Genomic DNA, 21,094 nt, shown 5'->3' with positions numbered 1-21,094 from the left:
TCTCATGGAAATAATGTTAAAATATTGATTTGTAAAAATAACTATCACGGATTGGATTTTCTTAAAATTGAGGTTTCAAAAAGAACACTTATGGTTTAACTACTGTATCAAATGTTTAATATGGCTGAAAAACAGTTTTACAATGTGATTTGTAAACAAAAAGAGACTGTTTGAAAAAACAGCCTCTTAAAAAGAATTTTATGTGCTCCATGTTCTGAAAACACTTTTTTATGGTTTCTAATTTATTTTTTAATGAACTTGGAAACGCTTCCTTTGTCTGTTTTCAAAATATAAATACCGGCAGTAAGATCAGATATGTTAAGATTGGTATGTTTCTTAAAAGTCAACACTTCTTTTCCTAAGATATCAAAAACAGATACCGATTTGATAGCGTTATCGCCCGAAATTGAAATGTTATCATTTGCAGGATTAGGATATACTGCAACATTTTTAATCTTAAAATCTTTAGAACTTAAAGTGGCCGTGGTAGATTGCGCTAAATCATCTATATAATAAATACCTGCATTTTTGTCGAAGAAAAAATCCAAACGGGCTACATAACCATCTCCTGCAGCCATAAAATCGAATACCGTTTCAAACCATGTATTTAATGCTACCCCTGTAAAGGTTTTGGTTATGGGCGTAAGCGTACCCGCAATTTGAGGGCTTAAAGTCATTGTGAAATCAGTTTTGTTGGTAGATAGAATTTTAACTTTTAGGTATTTACCATTCGTTGCGTTCATGTTCATGCCACCGGTACCGAATTCTAGGATTGGATAAGCCCATGATTTGGCATTGGCTTCCTCTAAATCTTTCACACAATGATCGCTGGTGTTTATGCCCGCTTTCACAGGGTTTACTTCCCAAGAACCTATCATTTTCGGGGTTGCCGCTGGACCATTGTTACCAATGGTATAGACATTGGTAACTGGAGCCGCTTCAAAATTTAGCGCATACTGCGCCTGAACGAGTGAGAATGTTGCAGTCATTACGACCGATAAAAGTAGTTTTTTCATCATTTTATGGTTTTTAAATTATTAACTAATAATCCAAATGTATGTTGAATAACAGTTATAGAGCGCAACAGATGTCTCATTACCAGTAACAAATGATTTTCTCTCATGAAACTATTTTGAATTTCTACGGAAAAAAGTATTTTGTTAAATTATAATAGCAATAACTTTATAAATTTTTGAACCAAAAAACCCATAAAAAAAAGCCTGCAAAAAATTTACAGGCTTTTTTATTTATAAGTGGTCGCTATTATGGTCGATCATCTACTTCAATGATGCGTAAATCGTCAAGATAAATGGTGCCGCTTCCATTATGCCTAAAATACACATTGTAGTCGTTGGCAGTTTCCCCAGGTGTGAATTTACCGGTTCTTATGGTCGTCCAGGTATTAAAAGGAGCCGTTTTAATATCGGCATGCCAAAATTGGGTTACGTTCGTATTACCACCTTTATTGATCCATGGTGCCAAGAAATTCAAATTGGCCCCGGTAACCTTATACACCTTGTACTCATATTGTACAGGCACCCCTTTATCTAAATGGTAGGTATCGATATAATTTATGAAAGCTGACCAATTCCCTGAAGCTCCTGAAGCCATTTTTAAACTTTTGGTGCCATTGGCCGCTTGTTCTGATGATATACCAATGATGGTAGTGGCTAAATTTTCGCCTGCTTTTGGCACAAAATTCTCACCGCCACTTTCAAAAGTAAACTTAATAACTTCGTGTTGGAACATGGCAACCGGCAAATTTGTAAACGCTACGGGCACGCGGGTATCGGTAGATCTTAATGTACCGTTGCCATTATAACTTACCGTGATATTGTCGGATCTATAAATTTGATCCACCAATTTAATGTCCAGAATAGTCGCATCGATGGGATTAATTTCCAACGATGCTATGGTGAATGGCGCCCCATTAACATTGACGGTAAAGAAACTTTTTTGGTTTGTAAACGGCGCAAACTCTCCGTTAAAAGGCACTTGAATGGTTTGATCTTTCAATTCCTTAATGTTTGCTGGAATAGCCACGAACGGTTTACTTGACGGAATCACTTTAAAAGGTGCCGGAATTCTATAAAACTCATAATCTCCCGGGATGTTTTGCCCCCTTCGGCTAATGGCGAATGTGCCATTGAACACTCCTAGCTTTTTTAGGGTCAATTTGGCATCCTTGGTATTGCTTTTTTCGGTGCCTATTTTCCATTCCCAAGTGTCTGCCCTACCAATGGTTGACTCATCAAAAAGTTCGACAAAATCGCCCGCCTCCACATAAATAGTATCTTTTGGGTTGGTGTGGTCCCGTACGATTCCATTTTGTTTTATTTTGATTTTTGGCACTATTGTATCATATACATCCACCATAAAAGTGGTATCGATAACCCATTTATCCCCTACTTCCTTAGCCTCAATAAAAATTCTTTCTTTGGCAGCGTTAACGCCTCTATAGGTCACTTTTTCGTTAAAAACATTATAAAGCCTTACGGGTTGTAGGCCAGATTTTCTAAACCAAACACTTATGGTTTTTGCGGGTGTTGTTCCAGAGCCTATGGTTTTACCATCAAAAATAGAATCGTTTTTGCCAATGGGCATTTTTAGGTAGTAACTTCCTTCGCCAATGCTCCATTCATGGCTTACAACCCCTTGGGATAAATCGGAAAATGTGAGATAACCATCAATGGAGACCGCTAAACTTCCTTCGGTTTTACTAAAATACCACCCCACATCTGAAAATGAATTGGGTGCATCATAAACCTCATCTTTTTGGCAGCCTATAAAAGCGGTTGCCATTAGAAGCATTATTATTATATTATTTTTCATAATTTTATTGTTTATTTTAAATAGAGTCTTTTTTAAAATTCGATACCAAACATACATTAAGGAGTATCATACAGTTTGGGGTTGGCTGTTATTTCACTACTAGGTATGGGCCAATATCCATAAGCATTATCATTATAGTTTGTAGCTGCCTCTCCATGTTCATTATCCCATTTAGTGAAAGGAACGCCATTGGTGCCATCATACTCTTTTATCAATGCATCAAATTTTGTACCTGGATCCCCAACTTGTTTCCCTGATTCGGGTTTGGTTTCAAATGGATAAGGACTAGCGACATAACGTTTTGTTGCAAGTTCTTGAAAACGTTGTTTTAGGATGCCCCAACGTCTTAGATCCAAAAATCGGATGGCATTACCTTCGGCCGACAGTTCCAAGGGTCGTTCTACATACATTAAATGATTCATTACCTCTTTGGCGGTATATGTTTTTTCATCATGGTCGTTTGATGGATATTCGCCTGTACCGGAAAGCCCCAACAGTCTAACACCCGAACGCCTTCTTACTTTATTTATATATCTTAGCGCTTCATCAACACCACTGGCATCTGTTCCGCCCTTTATCAAACATTCGGCGTACATTAAATACACATCGGCCAAACGAATTAGGCGGATATTTACCCCAGATCGCGGTGTTGTGGCAGAGATTGACTTTTCGCTATCCGTAATATCCCAATTAGTATATTTTCTCCAGTATGAATGTTCCCCATTGTTGTACTGTGCACCTTGCGCAGAAGTTAATTGGTACAAAGGGGTATCCAAATCATCAGGTAAGGCTATGGAAGCGGAAGTCCTTAAAGAAAATACTCTTTGCACGTTCACGGCCATCACGCGGTTTCCATTGGCATCCAACACGGGCAAACCGTTTGCTTGGAGTACGGGCTGATTGACGAAGTTCCTAGGATCTTTCGTATCAACTTTTTCATTTCTGTACAACATATTTAACCACAGGGCAGGATACAGGTTTCTGTAACCGGCCGGGGTTCCAGCAGGTGCAAAATTGAAATTCAATGGGCTGGATGTTTGGGCTTCTTCAAAAGCACCAAGTTCACCGTTGAACTTTAAGGAATAAGCGATCTCTAATATGGATTCTTCGTTAAATTCATCCCTAGTTGTAAAGTTGCTACCTATATCTGGTGTCAATCTATAATTATAGTCTTCAATTACAGATTTGAAATAGGTTGCTGCCTTGATATAATCGCCATCGTACAAATAACTTTTTCCCAATAAGGCTGCTGCAGCGCCTTTAGTGATCCTTCCCAATTCATTATCAGCATATTCTTCTTTTGTAGGAAGGTTTTCTAGGGCAAACTCCAGATCTGCCATATAGAATTCCTGTACTTTGTTTTCTGGACTAATGGGCTGATAAAATTCGGCTTCGTTTTCTGGTACAAAATCTATAATGGGTACGGCACCTTTGTTAAAACCAGTATGAAGATAAAAATAAAACAGGCCTCTTAGCGCTCTTGCCTGTGCCAAAATTTCCACGGCATGTTGCTCTGATTCGGCACTGCCAAAAGTTCCCATTAACTTATTGGTGGCGGCTATTACTTGGTTGGCCCTAAAAATACCAGTGTATAAGGCTGCCCATTTGGCATTTGGCGCATCGGAAGAATTATTGAATGTTTGCAAATAATAATCGTTCGTGGTGCTGGGTCTTCCCCACCCTGGATAGGTCATATCGCTTCTGTTATACTCATCTACGGTTCTTAATACATTTCCGTTTTTAAGAGCGTTATATACAGATGTTAATCCCGTATCCAAATCGCCTAACGTTTTCCAAAAACTATCCGTTGAGATATTGTTAGGATTGGTTTCTTCTAGAAAGCTTTCGCTACATGTGAAGCATGTTATGGCCAAAACCATTACAAGCACCGTCTTTTTAAATATTATCTTTTTCATTATTTTAAATATTTTTTGTTAGTTCTTAACTTATATGTTTTCATTGTAAAACGTTTTTAAAATTAAAAGGCAAATTGTACACCTACCAACCAACTGGAGCTAATGGGGTAATTACCTCTATCCAACCCTCTGGTTGCCAAACTGCTACTGCCTACCTCTGGGTCAAAACCGGTATATTTGGTAATGGTAATTGGGTTTTGTGCCGATACATACAATCTAATCTTGGAAATACCATTTTTATTAAGCACATCTGTGGGCAAGGAATAACCTATGGCTATGTTTCTTAACCTTGCAAAAGTGCCATCTTCTAACCAAAAATCGGTATAGCCCCTGTAGTTTGCATGATCTGCGCCTCTATTGGTTGGCAAGTTGGAGTTTGGGTTTTGTGGTGTCCATTGGTACACCAAATCCTGGTTTGTATTTGCTTTATAGGTGAAAGCCCTACTACCGTTCATGATCTCCGACCCAAACGATGCATACCATTGCATAGTGAAATCGAAGTTTTTATACTGAGCATCAAAATTGAAGCCCATTTCAAACTCGGGCGTACCACTACCGGCATACACCCTATCTTCTTTTCCTATGGTACCATTTCCTTGGTCGGGGATGCCATCACCATTGGTATCGACCGTAAGTTGATCGATATATTTTAAATCTCCTAAATGTGCGGTGCCACCCACTAATGGGTTATACGCATCCAACTCTTCTTGGGTTTTAATAATGCCATCGGTTTTGTTCAAAAAGAAGGATCCTGCCTCATAGCCTTCTGCTATTACGCTCACCAAATCTTCATTACCAAGACCTTGAACTACTTCACTGCCACCCAGATATTGAATTTTATTGGAACCGCTCATCTTGGTTACCTCATTCACGTTCTTGGTATAGGTTAACCCAGCGCTCCATGAAAAGGCTCCCGCCTGTTTATAGTTCATGGTCCATTCCATACCTTTGTTTACCATGTCTCCCACATTTAAAATAACGCTACCATTTTGACCAGTACCTACCGATGGAGGCAATATGACACCTAAGAGCAAATCTTCTTTTTTGGTAGCATAGAAATCGGCTGACAGACTCAATTTGTTTTTAAAGAATCCCAGATCAAACCCTATATTATCTGATACTGAGGTTTCCCATTTAATGTTTTTATTGGCAAATTCTGTTTGAATGGCACCTTGGATCAATCTGTCATCACCTTCTGCACCAAAAATGTAATCCCTATTCAATACGATTACCGCGGCATTACTGTAATCCAAGAAATTATCGTTTCCTACCGTACCATGACTACCCCTTAGTTTAAATGACGATATTGTGTTTTGGATAGGTTTCCAAAAATCTTCATCGGACACGTTCCATCCAACCGATACTGATGGAAACGTATTATAACGATATTTGGGCGAGAACCTTGAAGACCCATCGCGCCTTGCACTGGCACTAACTAAATATTTGCCTTTATAATTATATTGCAACCTACCAAGCAAACCAATAGTTCCTCTATTTACATTTTGGTTCCAATTGCTGCCAGACCCTACAACTGGATCCTTTAGAGCGCCGTTTAAAACGGTTACATCGTTGCTGAATAAATCCTTTTTCTCTGCATAGAACCAAGCGTTCTCAAATTTTTCGGCAGAATATGCTGCTGTTAACTGAAAGTTGTGGTCGCCGAAGCTTCTTTTATAATTCAAGATATTCTCTATGGTTGACCTGGCTGTTCGGCCACTTTCATTTCTAACACCAGATCTTTGTGCCTGCTTAATTTCTTCACCATCTTTATCATAGGTCTTGAACAGCGGGTTGATGATTATTCGTGTGTTATTATTGTATGACAAACCGCCTCTTAAGGTGTATGTTAAATACTTATCAATTTCGTAATTCGCTGTAATGTTCGCATTAAAGTTTTCAATATTATTATTATCTTTTTGCTTAAACTTTCTTAAGTTGCTAGCCAAATAAGCGGCATCATTATCACCTGGAAGCCCCGGATACTGAATGGTTTCTAAAGTAGGGTCCAACATTTGTGAGTAGGGTGCGTACCTATAGGCCTCCAATAAAAATTGCCATGGTGCAGATTCTTTTTGCTCAACGCCAAAGCCCATGCCCGTAGATATGCTCCACTTCCCTTTTCTGTACTGTGTATTGGCACGCACATTAAAACGGTTGTAGCCGGAATTAATAATGGTTCCTTCTTGATCAAAAAGCGTTGCGTTCACACTATATGATAAATCTTCCTTTCCTCCTGAAACCCCAATACTATGGTTTTGAATTGGCGCAAAGTTGTTTTCGATAATATCAGTTAAATTGCTATTGTTTGTTAAAAGGTGCGGAGACGTGGCAATAGGCGTCCAGGTGGTGCCAAAGGTACCTCCTGTTAAGGCGTTATCCCTTAAATGCCTTACATATAAGAAATCCTCAATTTCCATTAAAGGCACACCGGAGGTAATGGTTTGGATACCATAATAAGAATCGATATTCATTTTCATGATGCCAGCCTTCCCTTTTTTGGTGGTTATCAAAATCACACCGCCAGCACCACGCGTACCATAAATTGCAGCCGATGCCGCATCTTTCAATACATCAATGGTTTCAATTTCGTTCATACTCAATTTGGGGTCGCCATCAAAAGGGATACCATCTACTACATAAAGCGGCGAACTGTTCCCAAGAATGGAACTGATACCACGAATGGTAATGTTGGAATCGCCCCCAGGCGAACCATCGGAAGCCGTTACATTAACCCCCGCAATTTGTCCTTGTAGCGCCGTTCCTAGATCGGCTGTGGCCGATAGCACAAGTGCTTCGTTTTTAACCTGGCCAACCGCACCTGTTACTTCTTTCTTTTTCTGGGTACCGTAGCCTACAACCACAACTTCATCCAGCGAAGAAACATCTTCGGCCAATACCACGTTCAATGAGGGGGCAACTACCTTAATGCTCTTGGATATGTATCCTATATAAGTAAACTCCAAGGTTCGCCCCATTTCCGTGGCTATTTCATAATTACCGTCAAAATCGGTTACAACTCCCTTGGTAGAGCCTTTAACAATAACATTTGCTCCAGCCAATGGTTGCCCATCACTGGTTACTGTACCCTTTACGGTAACTGTCTGTGCTTGTGCAAAACCAAAACATAAGGAAAAAAACAATGCCATTAAGGACACCTTCGATTTTCGCTCAGCAAATAAATTAAATTTCATACGTTGTTTTTATTTAAATTAGTTGCACAAATATTGTTTTTATATGCGCTAAGTAAGGACACAAATGATTTAGTAAGCAGAACAAATGTCCAAATTGTTAAAAACCTGTTAAACAATCGGGTTTTTTTTCAATTTTAAAGTAAATGAGAAAAGAAGTATCCTATTGCGCGTTCGAAATATTTCTGAAAAACGATATTCTAATGCTTTCGATAATGCCAGTACTGAAGGAAGCCGAAGTATTCAGACAGACACAGAATATATTTTTGGTTTTTTGTTATGTACTCAACAATTTTTTATTAAGGTTGATAAAAAAAACTGGTCGAAACTTGAAGACTGGGAAATTCAAAAACAAAAACCAAGTTCCAAATTCCAAATTCCAAATTCCAATAAAAAAAAGAGGCTACATCCTTATATTCCTCAATTTAGAATGTAGCCTCTTTGAATTTTTAACTATTCTTAAATCAACAAATCCCCAGGTTTAAATGGAATACTTGCATCCATCAATTTGGATTTATCAATTTTAGAAGCGTCTTTTATGAACTTTGTACCCAAAACATAGGCTTTCGCATTGTTGATGGCATCGACAGCCAACAAGGTATCGTCCTTAAAGTACCAAATCGAGAATTTATTGCTTTCGCCATCTTCTTTCCTGATGAGCGTTTCATTATAGCCTTCATACAAGCCAACCATTTGCAGCTTCACATCGTACTGATCGGACCAAAACCAAGGGATGGCATCATAAATGGGATGCCTTTCGCAAATGGCTGCTGCGGCCACTTTGGCTTGATCTACCGCATTTTGAACAGATTCCAAACGCACATGGCGGTTGTAATGGGGGTTAAAATGAAAGGTGCAATCGCCAATGGCGTAAATATTCTGGTCGTTGGTACGGGCCGTTTCATCAACCAGAATACCGTTTTCAATAACCAAACCGGCTTCTTTTGCCAATTCTGAATTCACACGGATACCAACGCCAACAATAATGATATCTGCTTCATACTGCGTTCCATCGGCACAAACCACCGTATTAACCCCTTTGGTATTTTCAATGGCAATCACATTTTTATTGGGTAACATTTCTACCCCGTTTTCAGTGTGCAATTGCATGAAGAAATTGGACATTTCTGGTGCTGTAACCCGTGCTAAAATTCGAGTTTCACGCTCTAAAACCGTTACCCGGCCACCTAACTTTTTAATGGAAGCTGCGGTTTCCAACCCAATATAGCCACCACCAATAATAACCACCCGTTTGTTCAAACTTTTATGTAATGCCTTACGAATATGGGCAACATCCTCAACAGTCCGCATAGGATACACATGGGCTGCCGTTTCAATGCCCGGAATTGGCGGGATGATGGGGCGCGCGCCAGTTGCTATTACCAACTTGTCATACGCCTGAATAGTGCCATCATTTAAGGTAATTGTTTTATCAGTTCGGTTTATGGAACTTACGGAAATCCCTAAATTTAAGCTGATGTTATCCTTTTCATAACTTTCAACAGATTTTAAAAGGTTGGTGCCCTCATCTGAACTCAAATACGTTTTTGAAAGTGGTGGCCGATGGTACGGAATTTCGGGATCTTTATCAAAAAGCAGGATAGCACCTTGCCAACCTTCTTTACGCAATGAAAAGGCAAGATTTACACCGGCATGACTTGCGCCAATAACGACACAAATGGAATTTTTGTTAAGATGAACTGACATTAAATGAGGGTTTTTCAATTAGAGAAAATGCAACATTGATAAGTTTTCAAAAACCTAATCCGATTCTGCAACTTGAAGCACAATACCGTCAATGGCATCACTTATTTGAATTTGGCAACACAAACGGCTTCTTTCATTGGCATAATCGTTCAATTCCAACATGTCCGTTTCAATTTCGGTAGCTTCACCTGTTTTCAAGTGGTGACCCACATCCACATGAACATGGCAAGTAGCGCAGGAGCATACGCCCCCGCAATCGCCATCAATTCCGGGAACGCCATTATCTACCGCCAATTGCATCACAGAACCCGAAGTCCCTTCTAAAATTATTGTTTCGTTATCTCTTGTTATAAAAGTTATTTTCGCCATTTTTTTAAATTGTTTGATTTTCAGTTGTTTGACAATTAGCTACGTCAAGTCTTGATTATTGGTTCTATTAATCTTGGTTCTTTTTAATTAAACTTCACCGTAAGCTTATCATAACCCACTTTACGTTTAAATTCGCCCAAATCCTCGATATTATCTTTATAATCCAGAATATCGATGGATTTTACTTTTTCCGCCAAGGTTTTTACCAAAATAGTCATGATTTGACGTGCGTGGGTGGCTCCCAAACAATTATGATGGCCAAAGCCAAAACCTACATGCGGGTTTAATTTTCGGTCTAAAACAACCTCATTGGGATTTTCAAAGGTTCTTTCATCGCGATTGGCCGATGCCCAACACAACGAAATGCGGGAATTTGCTTTTACCGCATGTTCGCATACTTCGGTATCTTCCGTTACTACGCGCCCCATTTGGGTGAGTGGTGAAAAATAGCGAATCAACTCTTCAACGGCATTGTTAACAATTTCTGGTTCGTTTTTCAAACGGGCCAACGATTCTGGGTGTTCCCCAAAATAGGCAATGGCATTGGTAACGGCATTAATAATGGTATCGCGACCTCCTGAAAAGGTTAATACGACCACCCCTTTTATTTCTTCCCTGGTGAGTTTTTGGCCGTCAATCGTCGCTTCTAAAAGCATGGAATATAGATCGCCATTGGGATTTTCCATGGCTCTAGTGATATTTTTATCGATATAATCATAAAGAATAGTGGCTTTGTCGCCATCCAATGGGTTGCCTTCGCTTCTAAAAACATGTGTTCCCCAAGAGATCCACGTTTCTGCCTCTTCGTAGGGCGTATTTAACAATAAGGTTAACGCACGGGATTGTAATTTCAAGGCAAAACCTTCCACAATTTCTACAGCATTTTTTGCAAGCGCTTCATCAACAATCGTATTTATTTGTTTGGATAATTCAACGCTATAATCGGCTTCCAAAGGTCTTTTAAACCAAGGCTCAACAATGGCACGGTAGGCCTTATGTGCCGGCGGATCCATTTCAAAGGGTATTTGGCGCGTATCGCGGATATTCACTTCAGAAGGAATAACAATGCGTCCGGGTGCAGATTGGGATGTGAAGGTTTTCCAATTATGTGCACATTTACGCACGTCTTTAAGACCTAAAATCATGGTTACTGGGTCGTTTTGATCGTCCATTTCGCCATAACCTTTCGTGGTTCTGGCAGTTTCAAACGGGTCTGGAAGTTCACTTTTTTTCATCTGTTATGGTTTAAAATATTATTAAAAAACTGAATGGTTTCCTTAATGTGGGCTTCCCAATAAGGCCATTCGTGTTTTCCGGGATGTTCTTTATAAATGTGTTCAATATTCAAATCGGTTAATTGTTGGTGCAGTTTTCTATTGCCTTCAATAAGCAGGTCGTCTGTTCCGCAATCGAACCGAAATGGGGGTAAGCTGTTTTTATGCTTTAGAATGGTTTTGTAAACCGATTCGTTTTCATTTTCATTTTGAGTGTAAACCGACAAATCTTCATTTGTAAATAATTTCATTTCTTCAATGGTTGTGATAGACGACAAACCAGAAGCCGCTGAAAATGTATCGTTATACTTGATGCCCAATCGCAAGGCACCAAAACCGCCCATAGACAAACCAGCGATGAACAATTTTGAGGTATCGCTCGCTTGCGGAATCAATTCCACAACCGCATTAGGCACATCTTCTACAATCCATTTTTCAAAATCTGTGTTTTCTAGAGGCAAATACCCGCTGCCATCGCGCCAGAGTCCGTCGGAAGGCATGGCGATAATCATGGGCGCTATTTCGCCATTTTCAATCCATGTTTTCATTTTTAAATGAATGCCCGTTTTTTGGGACCAAAGCCAATGACTTCCATAAACACCGTGCAATAAAATGACGATTGGTAAATTGGTTAAATTTTCTCCTGATGGTACAAAAACCGTAATATCGCCCCGATTATTCAAATGTGCGCTCTTAACCGTTATGTGCCTCAAATTATTGGACTCAAAACGTGGGTCGGATATTTCGGTGGTTTTAAATTTTGACATAAATTGTATGTTTTATTCAAAAACTATAACACCTTTTGCATTTTTGCCAGAAAGCATATCATCAAAAGCTTGTTGTAAATTTTCCAAGGGATAGGTTCTGGTAATCATTTCATCCAACTTAATCTCACCTTTTCTATAATGTTCTATTATTTTTGGGAAATCCTTTTGGGGGTTGCACTTGCCATATAGAGGGTTGATGTATTTTTTATCCCATTCAAACAAGGACATATCAATAAGGACTTCCTGCTCGATACCACTTACCTGTACTGCGGTTCCCGCATTTCTAATCATGGCCAATGGTGCTGCTCCCAAGGAAGGAATGGCGGTACATTCAAAAGCATAGTCTGCTCCTCTGCCGTTGGTCATTGCTTTTACTTTTGCAGCTGCTTTTAACAAGCCTTTATCCTCTTTATCGGCTAAAATGGTATGGGTTGCCCCAAATTCCATTGCCATATCCAATCGGGTTTGATTGATGTCCACCGCAATAATTTTTGAAGCTTTTGACACTTTTATGCCTTGAATCACATTTAAACCAACACCTCCAGACCCTAAAACTACTGCTGAAGCGTTTTCAGTTACTTGAGCCGTATTGACTGCCGAACCAAAGCCCGTCATTACACCACAACTCACAATACTGGCGGCACTAAAGGACATGTCTTGAATGGGATTTTTAACCACCGCCGATGCTTTTACCAAGGTATATTCTGAAAGAGTGCCAATATTGAAGGAACGTTCTATGGGTTTTCCGTTCCATTTTGAACCTTCCAAGTGTGCGTGCCCGGGAGTAAAACCATTTCCACCAGCTACAACGGGCGAATTATTTTCACAGATATGTTCGTTTTCGTGTTTGCATTGAAAACATTCTCCACAAGGCGTTGCCCAATTGAGGATGACTGCATCGCCAATTTTAATACTTTTTACGTTTGAACCAACTGCCTTAACAATGCCCGCTCCTTCATGGCCCATAATAATGGGTTTTCCCCAGTTTAAGGAATCATGATCGGTATGGCATAAACCCGCTGCTTTTACGGCAATTAAAACTTCATCCGATTTAGGGTTTTCAACCTCAATGGTTTCTATTGAAAATGTACCATCGCCTTTGGCTATGGCCGCTTTGCATAATATGCCCATTCATTGATTTTTTTAGTGTTTAAACGAATTTATAAAACTATAAAGTGGGCCAATACCAGCCATGATGTATTTTAGCATAATAAGTGCCTATTTTGACTAAAACAACTTAACTTGATGGTTTTCAGGCTAAAATAAAACCTTGATACTTGGCTATGGATAAATTATTTTGGTTTGAAACGTGTTTTTGGGAATACCTTTTTTAAGATTTCTTTTCCACGAATACCAAATTTTTATCTACTAGGGGTGTATCAAAATATCATTCTCCCGAATAAAAAAACCATAGATTTTTTAAGCATGGATTAGACATCCTAAATATATTGAGCGTTTTAAATCAGTTACAACCAAGTCTTAGGTCTTATGTCTAGCAGTAAAGCGAGTCTTAGGTCTAAAAATAAATCAATGTTTCACATACATTTTTTTGGTTCGGTAAACGCACTCCTTACTTTTACATGTTTCACAAATATAACCCATGTACTTTACGGAAGCGCCAATACCAACAATACCGCTCACCGATTTTACGGGACTCATTAAGGAAGAAGCACTTAAATGCACGTTACAAAACCCCTTGGGAAGCAGTTTGAATAATTTTTGTTGATCGATTACCAACCATTCGCAGTAACCGGGACTGTACCTGTTTGTTAATGATAAGTCGTTCAAAATTACCATGTCCCTTAATTTTTTATAGATAATATCCATAGCACTTTCTACCAACATGGAGCCCGTTGCATCTATCACATAACTTTGTACAAAATCGCCTTCATCATTGTATTTTTTGCTCCAGTAGCTTACTTCCTGTCCGGCGGTACAGGTAAATAAAGCGGCATATTCCGCTCCTTTTAAAAATGAGGTAATCATTCTTCCTGTTGTAAATACTTGGTTATCAACAGAAATGCTGCCGTTTTTTACTGAAAAATCGGTTACGGGCTTGATGGTAAATCCACCTTCGATGTTCTTATTGTTGGACAATAAAGCAATGGCATGGTCTATCATGCTGTTAAAAGGTTCATCGGGCACTGCGCCCAAGCCCATAAAAGCCGAAATCTTTTCCTTTTTAAGATGTATTTCTGAAAAATCCAATTTATAGGAATATGTTCCCGTCATACCACCAATTCTTTAGCTTCTTGAAACAATGTTTTCAACACTTTAATGTGCATCTTTTCACCAAAAGCAATAATTTCGCAACTACCTGTGTAATCGGTTAAAGGCACAATTTCGAAATTATTATAAGTAAGATGACATAGCCGAAACGTGTTCACACCAACCCTAACAAACCCTTTGGCCCGGATACTTACTTTGCTCAATGCTTTTAAAAATGACATTAAATTTTCTTCAGAGATTATTTGGGTGGTTCTATAAACAGCCGTTTTTATTTCTGTTTGTTGCGCTTCCTCTGGCAATTCGTTTACAAATGAATTCACCTTTAATAAAGAAGAGCTTTCCACGTTGCAAAAGGATTGCAATTCAATTTCAGCATAAGGGTTGATTTTTTTTATGTGTCCAATAATAATATCAAGCTTAGTTTCATCAACCAAATCGATTTTATTCAGAATAATGTTATCCGCTACCCTTACCTGATGTTTGGCACGTTGCACCAAACCAGCACTTTTATCAAAATTCAATGCATCTACAACGCACCACGCGCCTGCGTAATGCACTTTGTTTTGAATGGATTCGTGATTTAACAATTCACAAATGGACATGGGATCCGACATTCCAGACGCTTCCAAATAAATAATTTCCGGATGGTATTGTTCTACTAACGTCGTTAGGTTTTCTATGAAATTGCTCAACAAGCAAACACAGAATACCGAACCGTTATTGATTTCTACCAACTTAAAATCTTTATTTGACAGTTGCAGTTCTTTACCATCAACCCCCGAAGGTGCAAATTCATTTTGTATAACAGCTATTCTTTTATTCTTATTGATTTTCAATAGATTTTTAAGCAGCGTTGTTTTTCCGCTACCTAAAAACCCACTGATAAGAATAAATTCTGCTGTCATGAAGTTATCAATTCTTTTTTATCCAAATGTTTTTGAATACGCTCCACCAGTTCGGTTTTTGGTGGAATGATTGAAATAAATTCCACATCGCCATCAATACAGATGGTCGGTAGGTTTTTCACACCTAGAGACAGCATCATTTGAATACCTGCCTCGTTTTTTATTTTATATTCAACATATTCAACCTTATCCGAACCAATGGCCTCAACTGCCAACTTAACCGCCTGAACCATATATTGGCAAGGGGCGCAGGAACCGGAATCTAAGGTAATGACATCTATTTTTACTGTATCTTCCGTGAAGTAATCATCCAGATTACGCAGTTTAATATTTTTGGGCGTTTTGCCTTTTGCCCGCAACACATCTTGTTGATAGGCATCGTGGACAATTTCCGTTACGGCTTCTAAATTTTCAACAGGCGTTGCCATGGGCAGATCGCAACCGGGCGCTAAAATAAATCCGGTTTTGCCACCAATATCCATACACTCAATAGCTTCAAATTTCGATTCTTCTGGTGTGCCTATTAATAGAACAGAAGTCAACTTCATATTGCCACCAAAACTCAAATTGTATTTTTCGGCGTATTCTTTTACAAAATCCAACGGAATATTTTCATCAATGGAAATATTATCAGGCGCGCATTTGCACATTTCTTCGATGTTTTGGGTGGCGTTACCACAAACAAAAAACGAACTCATTGCACCGCAATCTCTAATATGGGCGAATAAATCCTTACAATAAGGCAGCACAAATGCTTCAAAAGACATAGGATCTATTTGACTTACCATAGGATCGACAACGGCAACCACATCGCAACCAGCCTCTATATAATAATCGGACATGGCTTTACCTACCTTGGTGGCAAATGCCATAACCTCGCCTACATTGTCCGGATCTTCAAAAAGTTTCATAAAAATATCGGTTCCCAACAAGTGCAATGCCAATGTAAAAGGGCCTGTAATCAATCCGTAAAGAGCCAAATCCGGATGCTTTTCCTTGATTTTTGTGGTGGCGTTCATTACCGTGGCAATTCTACCGCTACATCTGCAAGGCACTTTTAAATCTTCCAATTTTAAGCTGCCATCGGCCAATGGATGGGACACCACCGTGGGCGGATTGTCATCAGACCATTTAATGGCGCAACCCAACACTTCGGCTTCAATTTGCAAATCGAAAGTTACCGGAATACCATCTGGTTTGTACTTTTTGATGGCCAGTTCTGCGCCATCAATAATATGTTGCTCAGATTTAAAATAGGTGGTAGCATCTAAACCCAACAATTGTCCTGCATGGGCACCAACAAAGGGCACCCACGGAATACGCTCTACGGTTTGGCGTTGCATGGCGGCCTTTACCAATTCCAATCCTTCCATTATGCTGATTTTCTTAAATTATTCATATACTCAACCACGCCTTGCGGATCTGCCGAAAAATTATCCGCACCTATTTTTTCGCAGAAATCCTGTGTTATCGGTGCGCCACCAATGGTAACTTTTTGGTTTGGATACACCGTTTTAATTTCCTTCACAATGTTTTCCATGCTTGCCATGGTGGTTGTTAATAATGAAGACAAACCAACAATGGCTTTTGGAAATTGCTCAATGGTATCGATGAATTTTTTTGCAGGTACGTCGGTGCCCAAATCAATCACTTCATAGCCATTACCTTCCACGATCATGGAAACCAGGTTTTTGCCAATATCATGTAAATCGCCAGCTACGGTACCAATGATGAAAATTCCTTTTTTCTCGGTGTTTCCTTCGGCAAACAACGGTTTTAAATGGGCCATTGCCGTATTCATGGCTTTGGCAGACATTAAAACCTGCGGCACAAAAACCTTGTTTTCCCTAAATTTTACGCCAACTTTTTCCATGCCGATAATCAATCCTTTGGACAAAATATCATTAGCGGTAAAACCTTCTGCAAGTGCCTGAATGGTGAGTTCGTCGGCACCATCTTGGTCTTTCATGTTTGGTGGGTATGGTGCTGCCTTGTTTATCTTACCAAACTCTATGCAATCTGAAATTCTTTCTATTAGTGTTCCCATAATGCTAATTCTTTTTCTTTTAATTGTGCTTGCGCCACTTCAATAAACGTTAAAATATTTTCTAGGGTCGTGTCACTTTCAACGGAGTGGGATGGCGAGAAAATATAACCGCCTTTTTTTCCCATTTCAAGCAAGGCCAACGATTCTTCACGAACTTCTTCCGGCGTGCCAAAAGGCAATGTTTTTTGCATGGACAAGCCGCCATGGAAACACAGTTTACCTAAATAATCGCCGTGAATTTGATGCACATCCATAACTTCCGGTTGAAACGGGTTGAAGCAATTTAAACCAGCATCAATCAGTGATGGGAAAAGTTCATCAACATCACCACACGAATGGATCATCACATATTTACCGGCATCTTTTACCCGTTTGTACATTCTTTTAATATGCGGATACATAAATTCGTGCCATAAATCGGCGCCCATAATCAAACCATGTTGCTGGCCCCAATCATCGCCAAAATAAACGGCATCGATATCATATTCCAAAGCCTTATCAATTTGTGCAATATTGTAATCGGCTATTTTGCCCAATAAGGCATGAACAAAATCCGGATACATGTAAAAGTCCATCAACAAGTTTTCCATACCTCGCATAGACCAGGCTCTTTCGTATAATGAAAAACCTATTTGAAAGACACGGAATAAATTTGGTTTTTTTTCGATTTCAGATGCGATATTTGCAAAAAAGCGAGGATCATGCGGGTTTGGAAACGGAAGCCCTTCAATGGTTGGTTCCTTGATAATATCCTCAACGGGCATTCCAATATCCTTATCTACAGACCGGTCCCAAACAACACCAAAAACATCCTTAAAGTGATCTTTTTTCACCTCATCAAAAAAACCGATATCACTGCCCAGGTTTAAAATGTGGTTTCCCAGCACAATATCAAGATCATCCGTTTTGTAATGGTCTTGAAGCATTTCTTTGGGTTCTTTGGTAAATTTAAAGGACCATGGTACATAAGGTGGCTTTTTATGGTCGAGTACCATTTTAACAATCTCTCTTTTAGTCATGATGTGTTGTGTTTAAATTGAACCAAAGTTACAACAGATACCAATGCATTATTATATCTATATTAACACTTTAATACCTTATTTTGATTCTTTTTAAGTACAAACAATATTTTATATGATATAATTGGATATATTTGGAATAAAATAAATCTGTTTTGAAAGCCCAATTTGAAAAAGTACCTTATGCCAAAGATGCTTCCTTTAATGCGTTTTTTTATGAAAACGAAAACTTTGCTGCGCCATGGCATTTTCATCCAGAATTTGAACTGACCTACATAGAAAAAGGCAAAGGCATACGTTACGTGGCCAACAGCGTACAAAAATTTGAGGAAAGTGATTTTGTAATATTGGGCGCCAACCTGCCACATTGTTGGAAAAACACCGCTAATGAAACAAACCATGTAAAATCGATTGTATTTCAATGGGATGATACCGTTTTGGGAAATGACTGGTTGGAAAAAGAAGAGTTTAAACCAATAAAAGGGCTTTTAAGAAAAGCATCCAGAGGCATTAAATTTTCTTCGGAAACTGCCCAGGAAATGTATCCAGAGCTTTTAAATATCATGAAAGCGACATCGTTCCAAAAATTAATGGGGTTCATTGCCGTTTTAAATAAGCTGGCTTTACGGGAAGATATTGAATTTCTTTCATCCGAAAACTTCACAAGTTCATTGAATTTAAAGGCAAATGATAGGATTGACAAGGTTTACCATTATGTACACACCCATTTTGATAAAAAAATAGCTTTAAGCGATGTGTCGTCGTTGGTTGCTATGGGCGATGAGGCTTTTTGTCGGTTTTTTAAAAAATCGTTGAACAAGTCGTTTTTTACGTTTGTAAATGAATATAGAATTAACGTGGCCTGCAAACTTTTAATAGAAACCAGCAAACCCGTAAATCAAATCGCTTACGATTGCGGTTATGAAAGTCTCCCCTTTTTCTACAGGCAATTTCAAAAATTCGTAGCATGTTCACCACTTAAATTTAGGTCCAAGCACTCAAAACCTTACAATAAAGCTTTTAACTAATTAAAAAAATCATCATTTTAATAAATCTTAACCAAACTTTGCCTTAAAAAAATCATACGTGTTGGTCGTTACGTTTAAAAACACGCACCTTTAGTCCTTTAAAAATATATCATTATGAATTTTAATAGGTCCTTAAAAAAAACCATCGCAGTTGGGTTTGTAACCTTGGCCATGGTTTCCTGCAAAAGCAACGAAACAAAAGCCGAAAAACCCCCTGTAAAGCCCAATATTATTTATATCATGGCAGACGACCACACGTCGCAGGCATTCGGTATTTATGGCAGCCGTTTGGCAGCCCTTAACCCCACGCCTACTTTAGACAAAATAGCCAACGAAGGCATTATTTTTAACAACTGTTTTGTTAGTAATTCTATATGTACGCCAAGTCGTGCAGCCATTATGTCGGGTCAAAACAGTCAAGCCAACGGGGTATTGGATTTGGAGGGCGTCTTGCCAATGGACCATCAATATTTACCTATTGAAATGAAAAAATTGGGCTACCAAACCGCACTTGTTGGCAAGTGGCATTTAGAAGCACAACCTAATTTTGACTATTATAATATTTTTACGGAACACCATCAACAAGGATCGTATTTTGACCCCTATCTGCTCGATAGCAGTGTGCCTTTTGTTCCTTTTAATGAAATGCCCGGTTATCAGGGAAAGCAGTACAAAGGGCATAGCTCGGACGTTATTACCGATGTATCCATCGATTGGCTTAAAAATAAGCGGGATAAAACGAAACCTTTTATCTTGTTCCATCAATTTAAAGCACCGCACGACGATTTTGAATATGCGCCCCGCTACAAAGATTATTTGGCCGATGTTGAAATTCCGGAGCCCGCAAGCTTATACGATAATGGCAATAACGGTTCGGAAGCAACACGCGGTAAAAACGATTCGTTAATCCATGTTATTGGTTCTTCGGTCTCCAAAAGAAATACCATCAGAAATATGGGCATGCGCATTTGGAGCGATGAGTATATTAAAAGAAACAATCCTAATTTTAACATTCACCAAGCCGATGGTTTAAGCGATAAGGAATACACCCACCAAACCTACCAAGAGTACCTAAAACGCTATTTACGTTGTGTAAAAGGTGTGGATGATAATGTGGCGCGTTTAATAGAATTCCTTAAAAAAGAAGGGCTTTATGAAAACACGATTATTGTTTATACGGGCGACCAAGGGTTTATGTTGGGCGAACACGATTATATTGATAAACGTTGGATGTACGATGAATCGATGCGGATGCCATTTTTTGTACGATATCCTAAAATGATAAAAGCAGGACAACGCACCGATGCCATAATCAATAACACCGATTTTGCACCCACCATAATTGAGTTGGCTGGCGGTACACCACCCGAAAAAATGCAAGGCCATAGCTTTGAAAAAATATTGAAAACAGGAAAAGAACCCAAAGGATGGCAACAATCCACCTATTACAGGTACTGGATGCACATGGCCCATGCGCACGCCAATCCAGCGCATTTTGGCATCAGAACGAAGCAATACAAACTCATTTTTTTCTACGGAAAGTATTGGGTGGACACCGATAACCCGAAGGCGGAATGGAACAAAGATAGTTGGGGCAATCGGTTTACCATGCACACGCCAGCAGCTTGGGAGTTTTACGACTTAACCAAAGACCCACAGGAAATGAACAATGCTTACAAAGACCCCGCTTATCAAGACGTTATAGCGAATTTAAAAGAACAACTTAAAGCAAAGCGGAAAGCACTTAATGAAGAAGATGGCGACAAGTATCCGCATATTCAAAAAGTGATTGATGCGCATTGGAATGATTAAA

Annotated in this window: 16 protein-coding genes; 2 read left to right on the top strand and 14 right to left on the bottom strand. The window is 39.1% G+C overall.

Annotated features, from left to right (window positions below; all coding sequences use genetic code 11):
* Positions 1-242 precede the first annotated feature (242 nt).
* From GQO80_RS13950 to GQO80_RS13885, 14 genes are all read right to left on the bottom strand, one after another.
* Positions 243-1,019, bottom strand: coding sequence for a T9SS type A sorting domain-containing protein (locus GQO80_RS13950; protein WP_157208982.1), 777 nt, complete (start codon positions 1,017-1,019; stop codon positions 243-245).
* Positions 1,020-1,263: 244 nt separating this feature from the next.
* A complete protein-coding gene (locus tag GQO80_RS13945) occupies positions 1,264-2,832 on the bottom strand; it encodes a hypothetical protein (protein ID WP_157208981.1) in 1,569 nt (522 codons plus the stop codon).
* A 56-nt stretch (positions 2,833-2,888) separates the two neighbouring features.
* Entirely contained in the window at positions 2,889-4,748 is a 1,860-nt protein-coding gene (locus GQO80_RS13940; protein ID WP_157208980.1) for a RagB/SusD family nutrient uptake outer membrane protein, read from the bottom strand.
* 62 nt (positions 4,749-4,810) lie between these two features.
* Positions 4,811-7,939, bottom strand: coding sequence for a SusC/RagA family TonB-linked outer membrane protein (locus GQO80_RS13935; protein WP_157208979.1), 3,129 nt, complete (start codon positions 7,937-7,939; stop codon positions 4,811-4,813).
* A gap of 456 nt (positions 7,940-8,395) precedes the next feature.
* Entirely contained in the window at positions 8,396-9,643 is a 1,248-nt protein-coding gene (locus GQO80_RS13930; protein WP_157208978.1) for an NAD(P)/FAD-dependent oxidoreductase, read from the bottom strand.
* A gap of 54 nt (positions 9,644-9,697) precedes the next feature.
* On the bottom strand, positions 9,698-10,012 hold the full coding sequence (locus GQO80_RS13925) for a 2Fe-2S iron-sulfur cluster-binding protein (protein ID WP_157208977.1): 315 nt from the start codon (positions 10,010-10,012) through the stop codon (positions 9,698-9,700).
* Between the two features lie 83 nt (positions 10,013-10,095).
* Entirely contained in the window at positions 10,096-11,247 is a 1,152-nt protein-coding gene (locus tag GQO80_RS13920) for a cytochrome P450 (RefSeq protein WP_157208976.1), read from the bottom strand.
* Positions 11,244-12,053, bottom strand: a complete 810-nt coding sequence (locus GQO80_RS13915; protein WP_157208975.1) for an alpha/beta hydrolase — start codon at positions 12,051-12,053, stop codon at positions 11,244-11,246. Before GQO80_RS13915 ends, GQO80_RS13920 begins: the two co-directional genes overlap by 4 nt.
* 12 nt (positions 12,054-12,065) lie before the next feature.
* Complete coding sequence (locus GQO80_RS13910) at positions 12,066-13,184, bottom strand: Zn-dependent alcohol dehydrogenase (protein ID WP_157208974.1); 1,119 nt, start codon at positions 13,182-13,184, stop codon at positions 12,066-12,068.
* A 396-nt stretch (positions 13,185-13,580) separates the two neighbouring features.
* Positions 13,581-14,285, bottom strand: a complete 705-nt coding sequence (locus GQO80_RS13905; protein WP_157208973.1) for a vitamin B12 dependent-methionine synthase activation domain-containing protein — start codon at positions 14,283-14,285, stop codon at positions 13,581-13,583.
* Positions 14,282-15,187 (bottom strand): CobW family GTP-binding protein, encoded by a 906-nt coding sequence (locus GQO80_RS13900; RefSeq protein ID WP_157208972.1) that lies wholly within the window; start codon positions 15,185-15,187, stop codon positions 14,282-14,284. Before GQO80_RS13900 ends, GQO80_RS13905 begins: the two co-directional genes overlap by 4 nt.
* Positions 15,184-16,560, bottom strand: a complete 1,377-nt coding sequence (locus GQO80_RS13895) for a uroporphyrinogen decarboxylase family protein (RefSeq protein WP_157208971.1) — start codon at positions 16,558-16,560, stop codon at positions 15,184-15,186. The genes GQO80_RS13900 and GQO80_RS13895 overlap by 4 nt, the downstream gene beginning before the upstream one ends.
* Positions 16,560-17,234, bottom strand: coding sequence for a cobalamin B12-binding domain-containing protein (locus GQO80_RS13890; RefSeq protein WP_157208970.1), 675 nt, complete (start codon positions 17,232-17,234; stop codon positions 16,560-16,562). Before GQO80_RS13890 ends, GQO80_RS13895 begins: the two co-directional genes overlap by 1 nt.
* On the bottom strand, positions 17,222-18,253 hold the full coding sequence (locus GQO80_RS13885; protein WP_157208969.1) for a uroporphyrinogen decarboxylase family protein: 1,032 nt from the start codon (positions 18,251-18,253) through the stop codon (positions 17,222-17,224). Before GQO80_RS13885 ends, GQO80_RS13890 begins: the two co-directional genes overlap by 13 nt.
* A 155-nt stretch (positions 18,254-18,408) precedes the next feature.
* On the opposite strand from GQO80_RS13885, the gene GQO80_RS13880 reads away from it, so the two are divergent.
* Together GQO80_RS13880 and GQO80_RS13875 are read left to right on the top strand one after the other, a co-directional pair.
* Entirely contained in the window at positions 18,409-19,281 is an 873-nt protein-coding gene (locus tag GQO80_RS13880) for an AraC family transcriptional regulator (protein ID WP_157208968.1), read from the top strand.
* Between the two features lie 114 nt (positions 19,282-19,395).
* Positions 19,396-21,093, top strand: a complete 1,698-nt coding sequence (locus GQO80_RS13875; protein WP_394351009.1) for a sulfatase family protein — start codon at positions 19,396-19,398, stop codon at positions 21,091-21,093.
* Position 21,094: the final 1 nt, after the last annotated feature.

The sequence above is a fragment of the Mariniflexile maritimum genome (genome assembly GCF_009746565.1).
In the GTDB taxonomy this organism is placed as follows: domain Bacteria; phylum Bacteroidota; class Bacteroidia; order Flavobacteriales; family Flavobacteriaceae; genus Mariniflexile; species Mariniflexile maritimum.
This window is presented reverse-complemented; position numbering and strand designations above follow the sequence as displayed.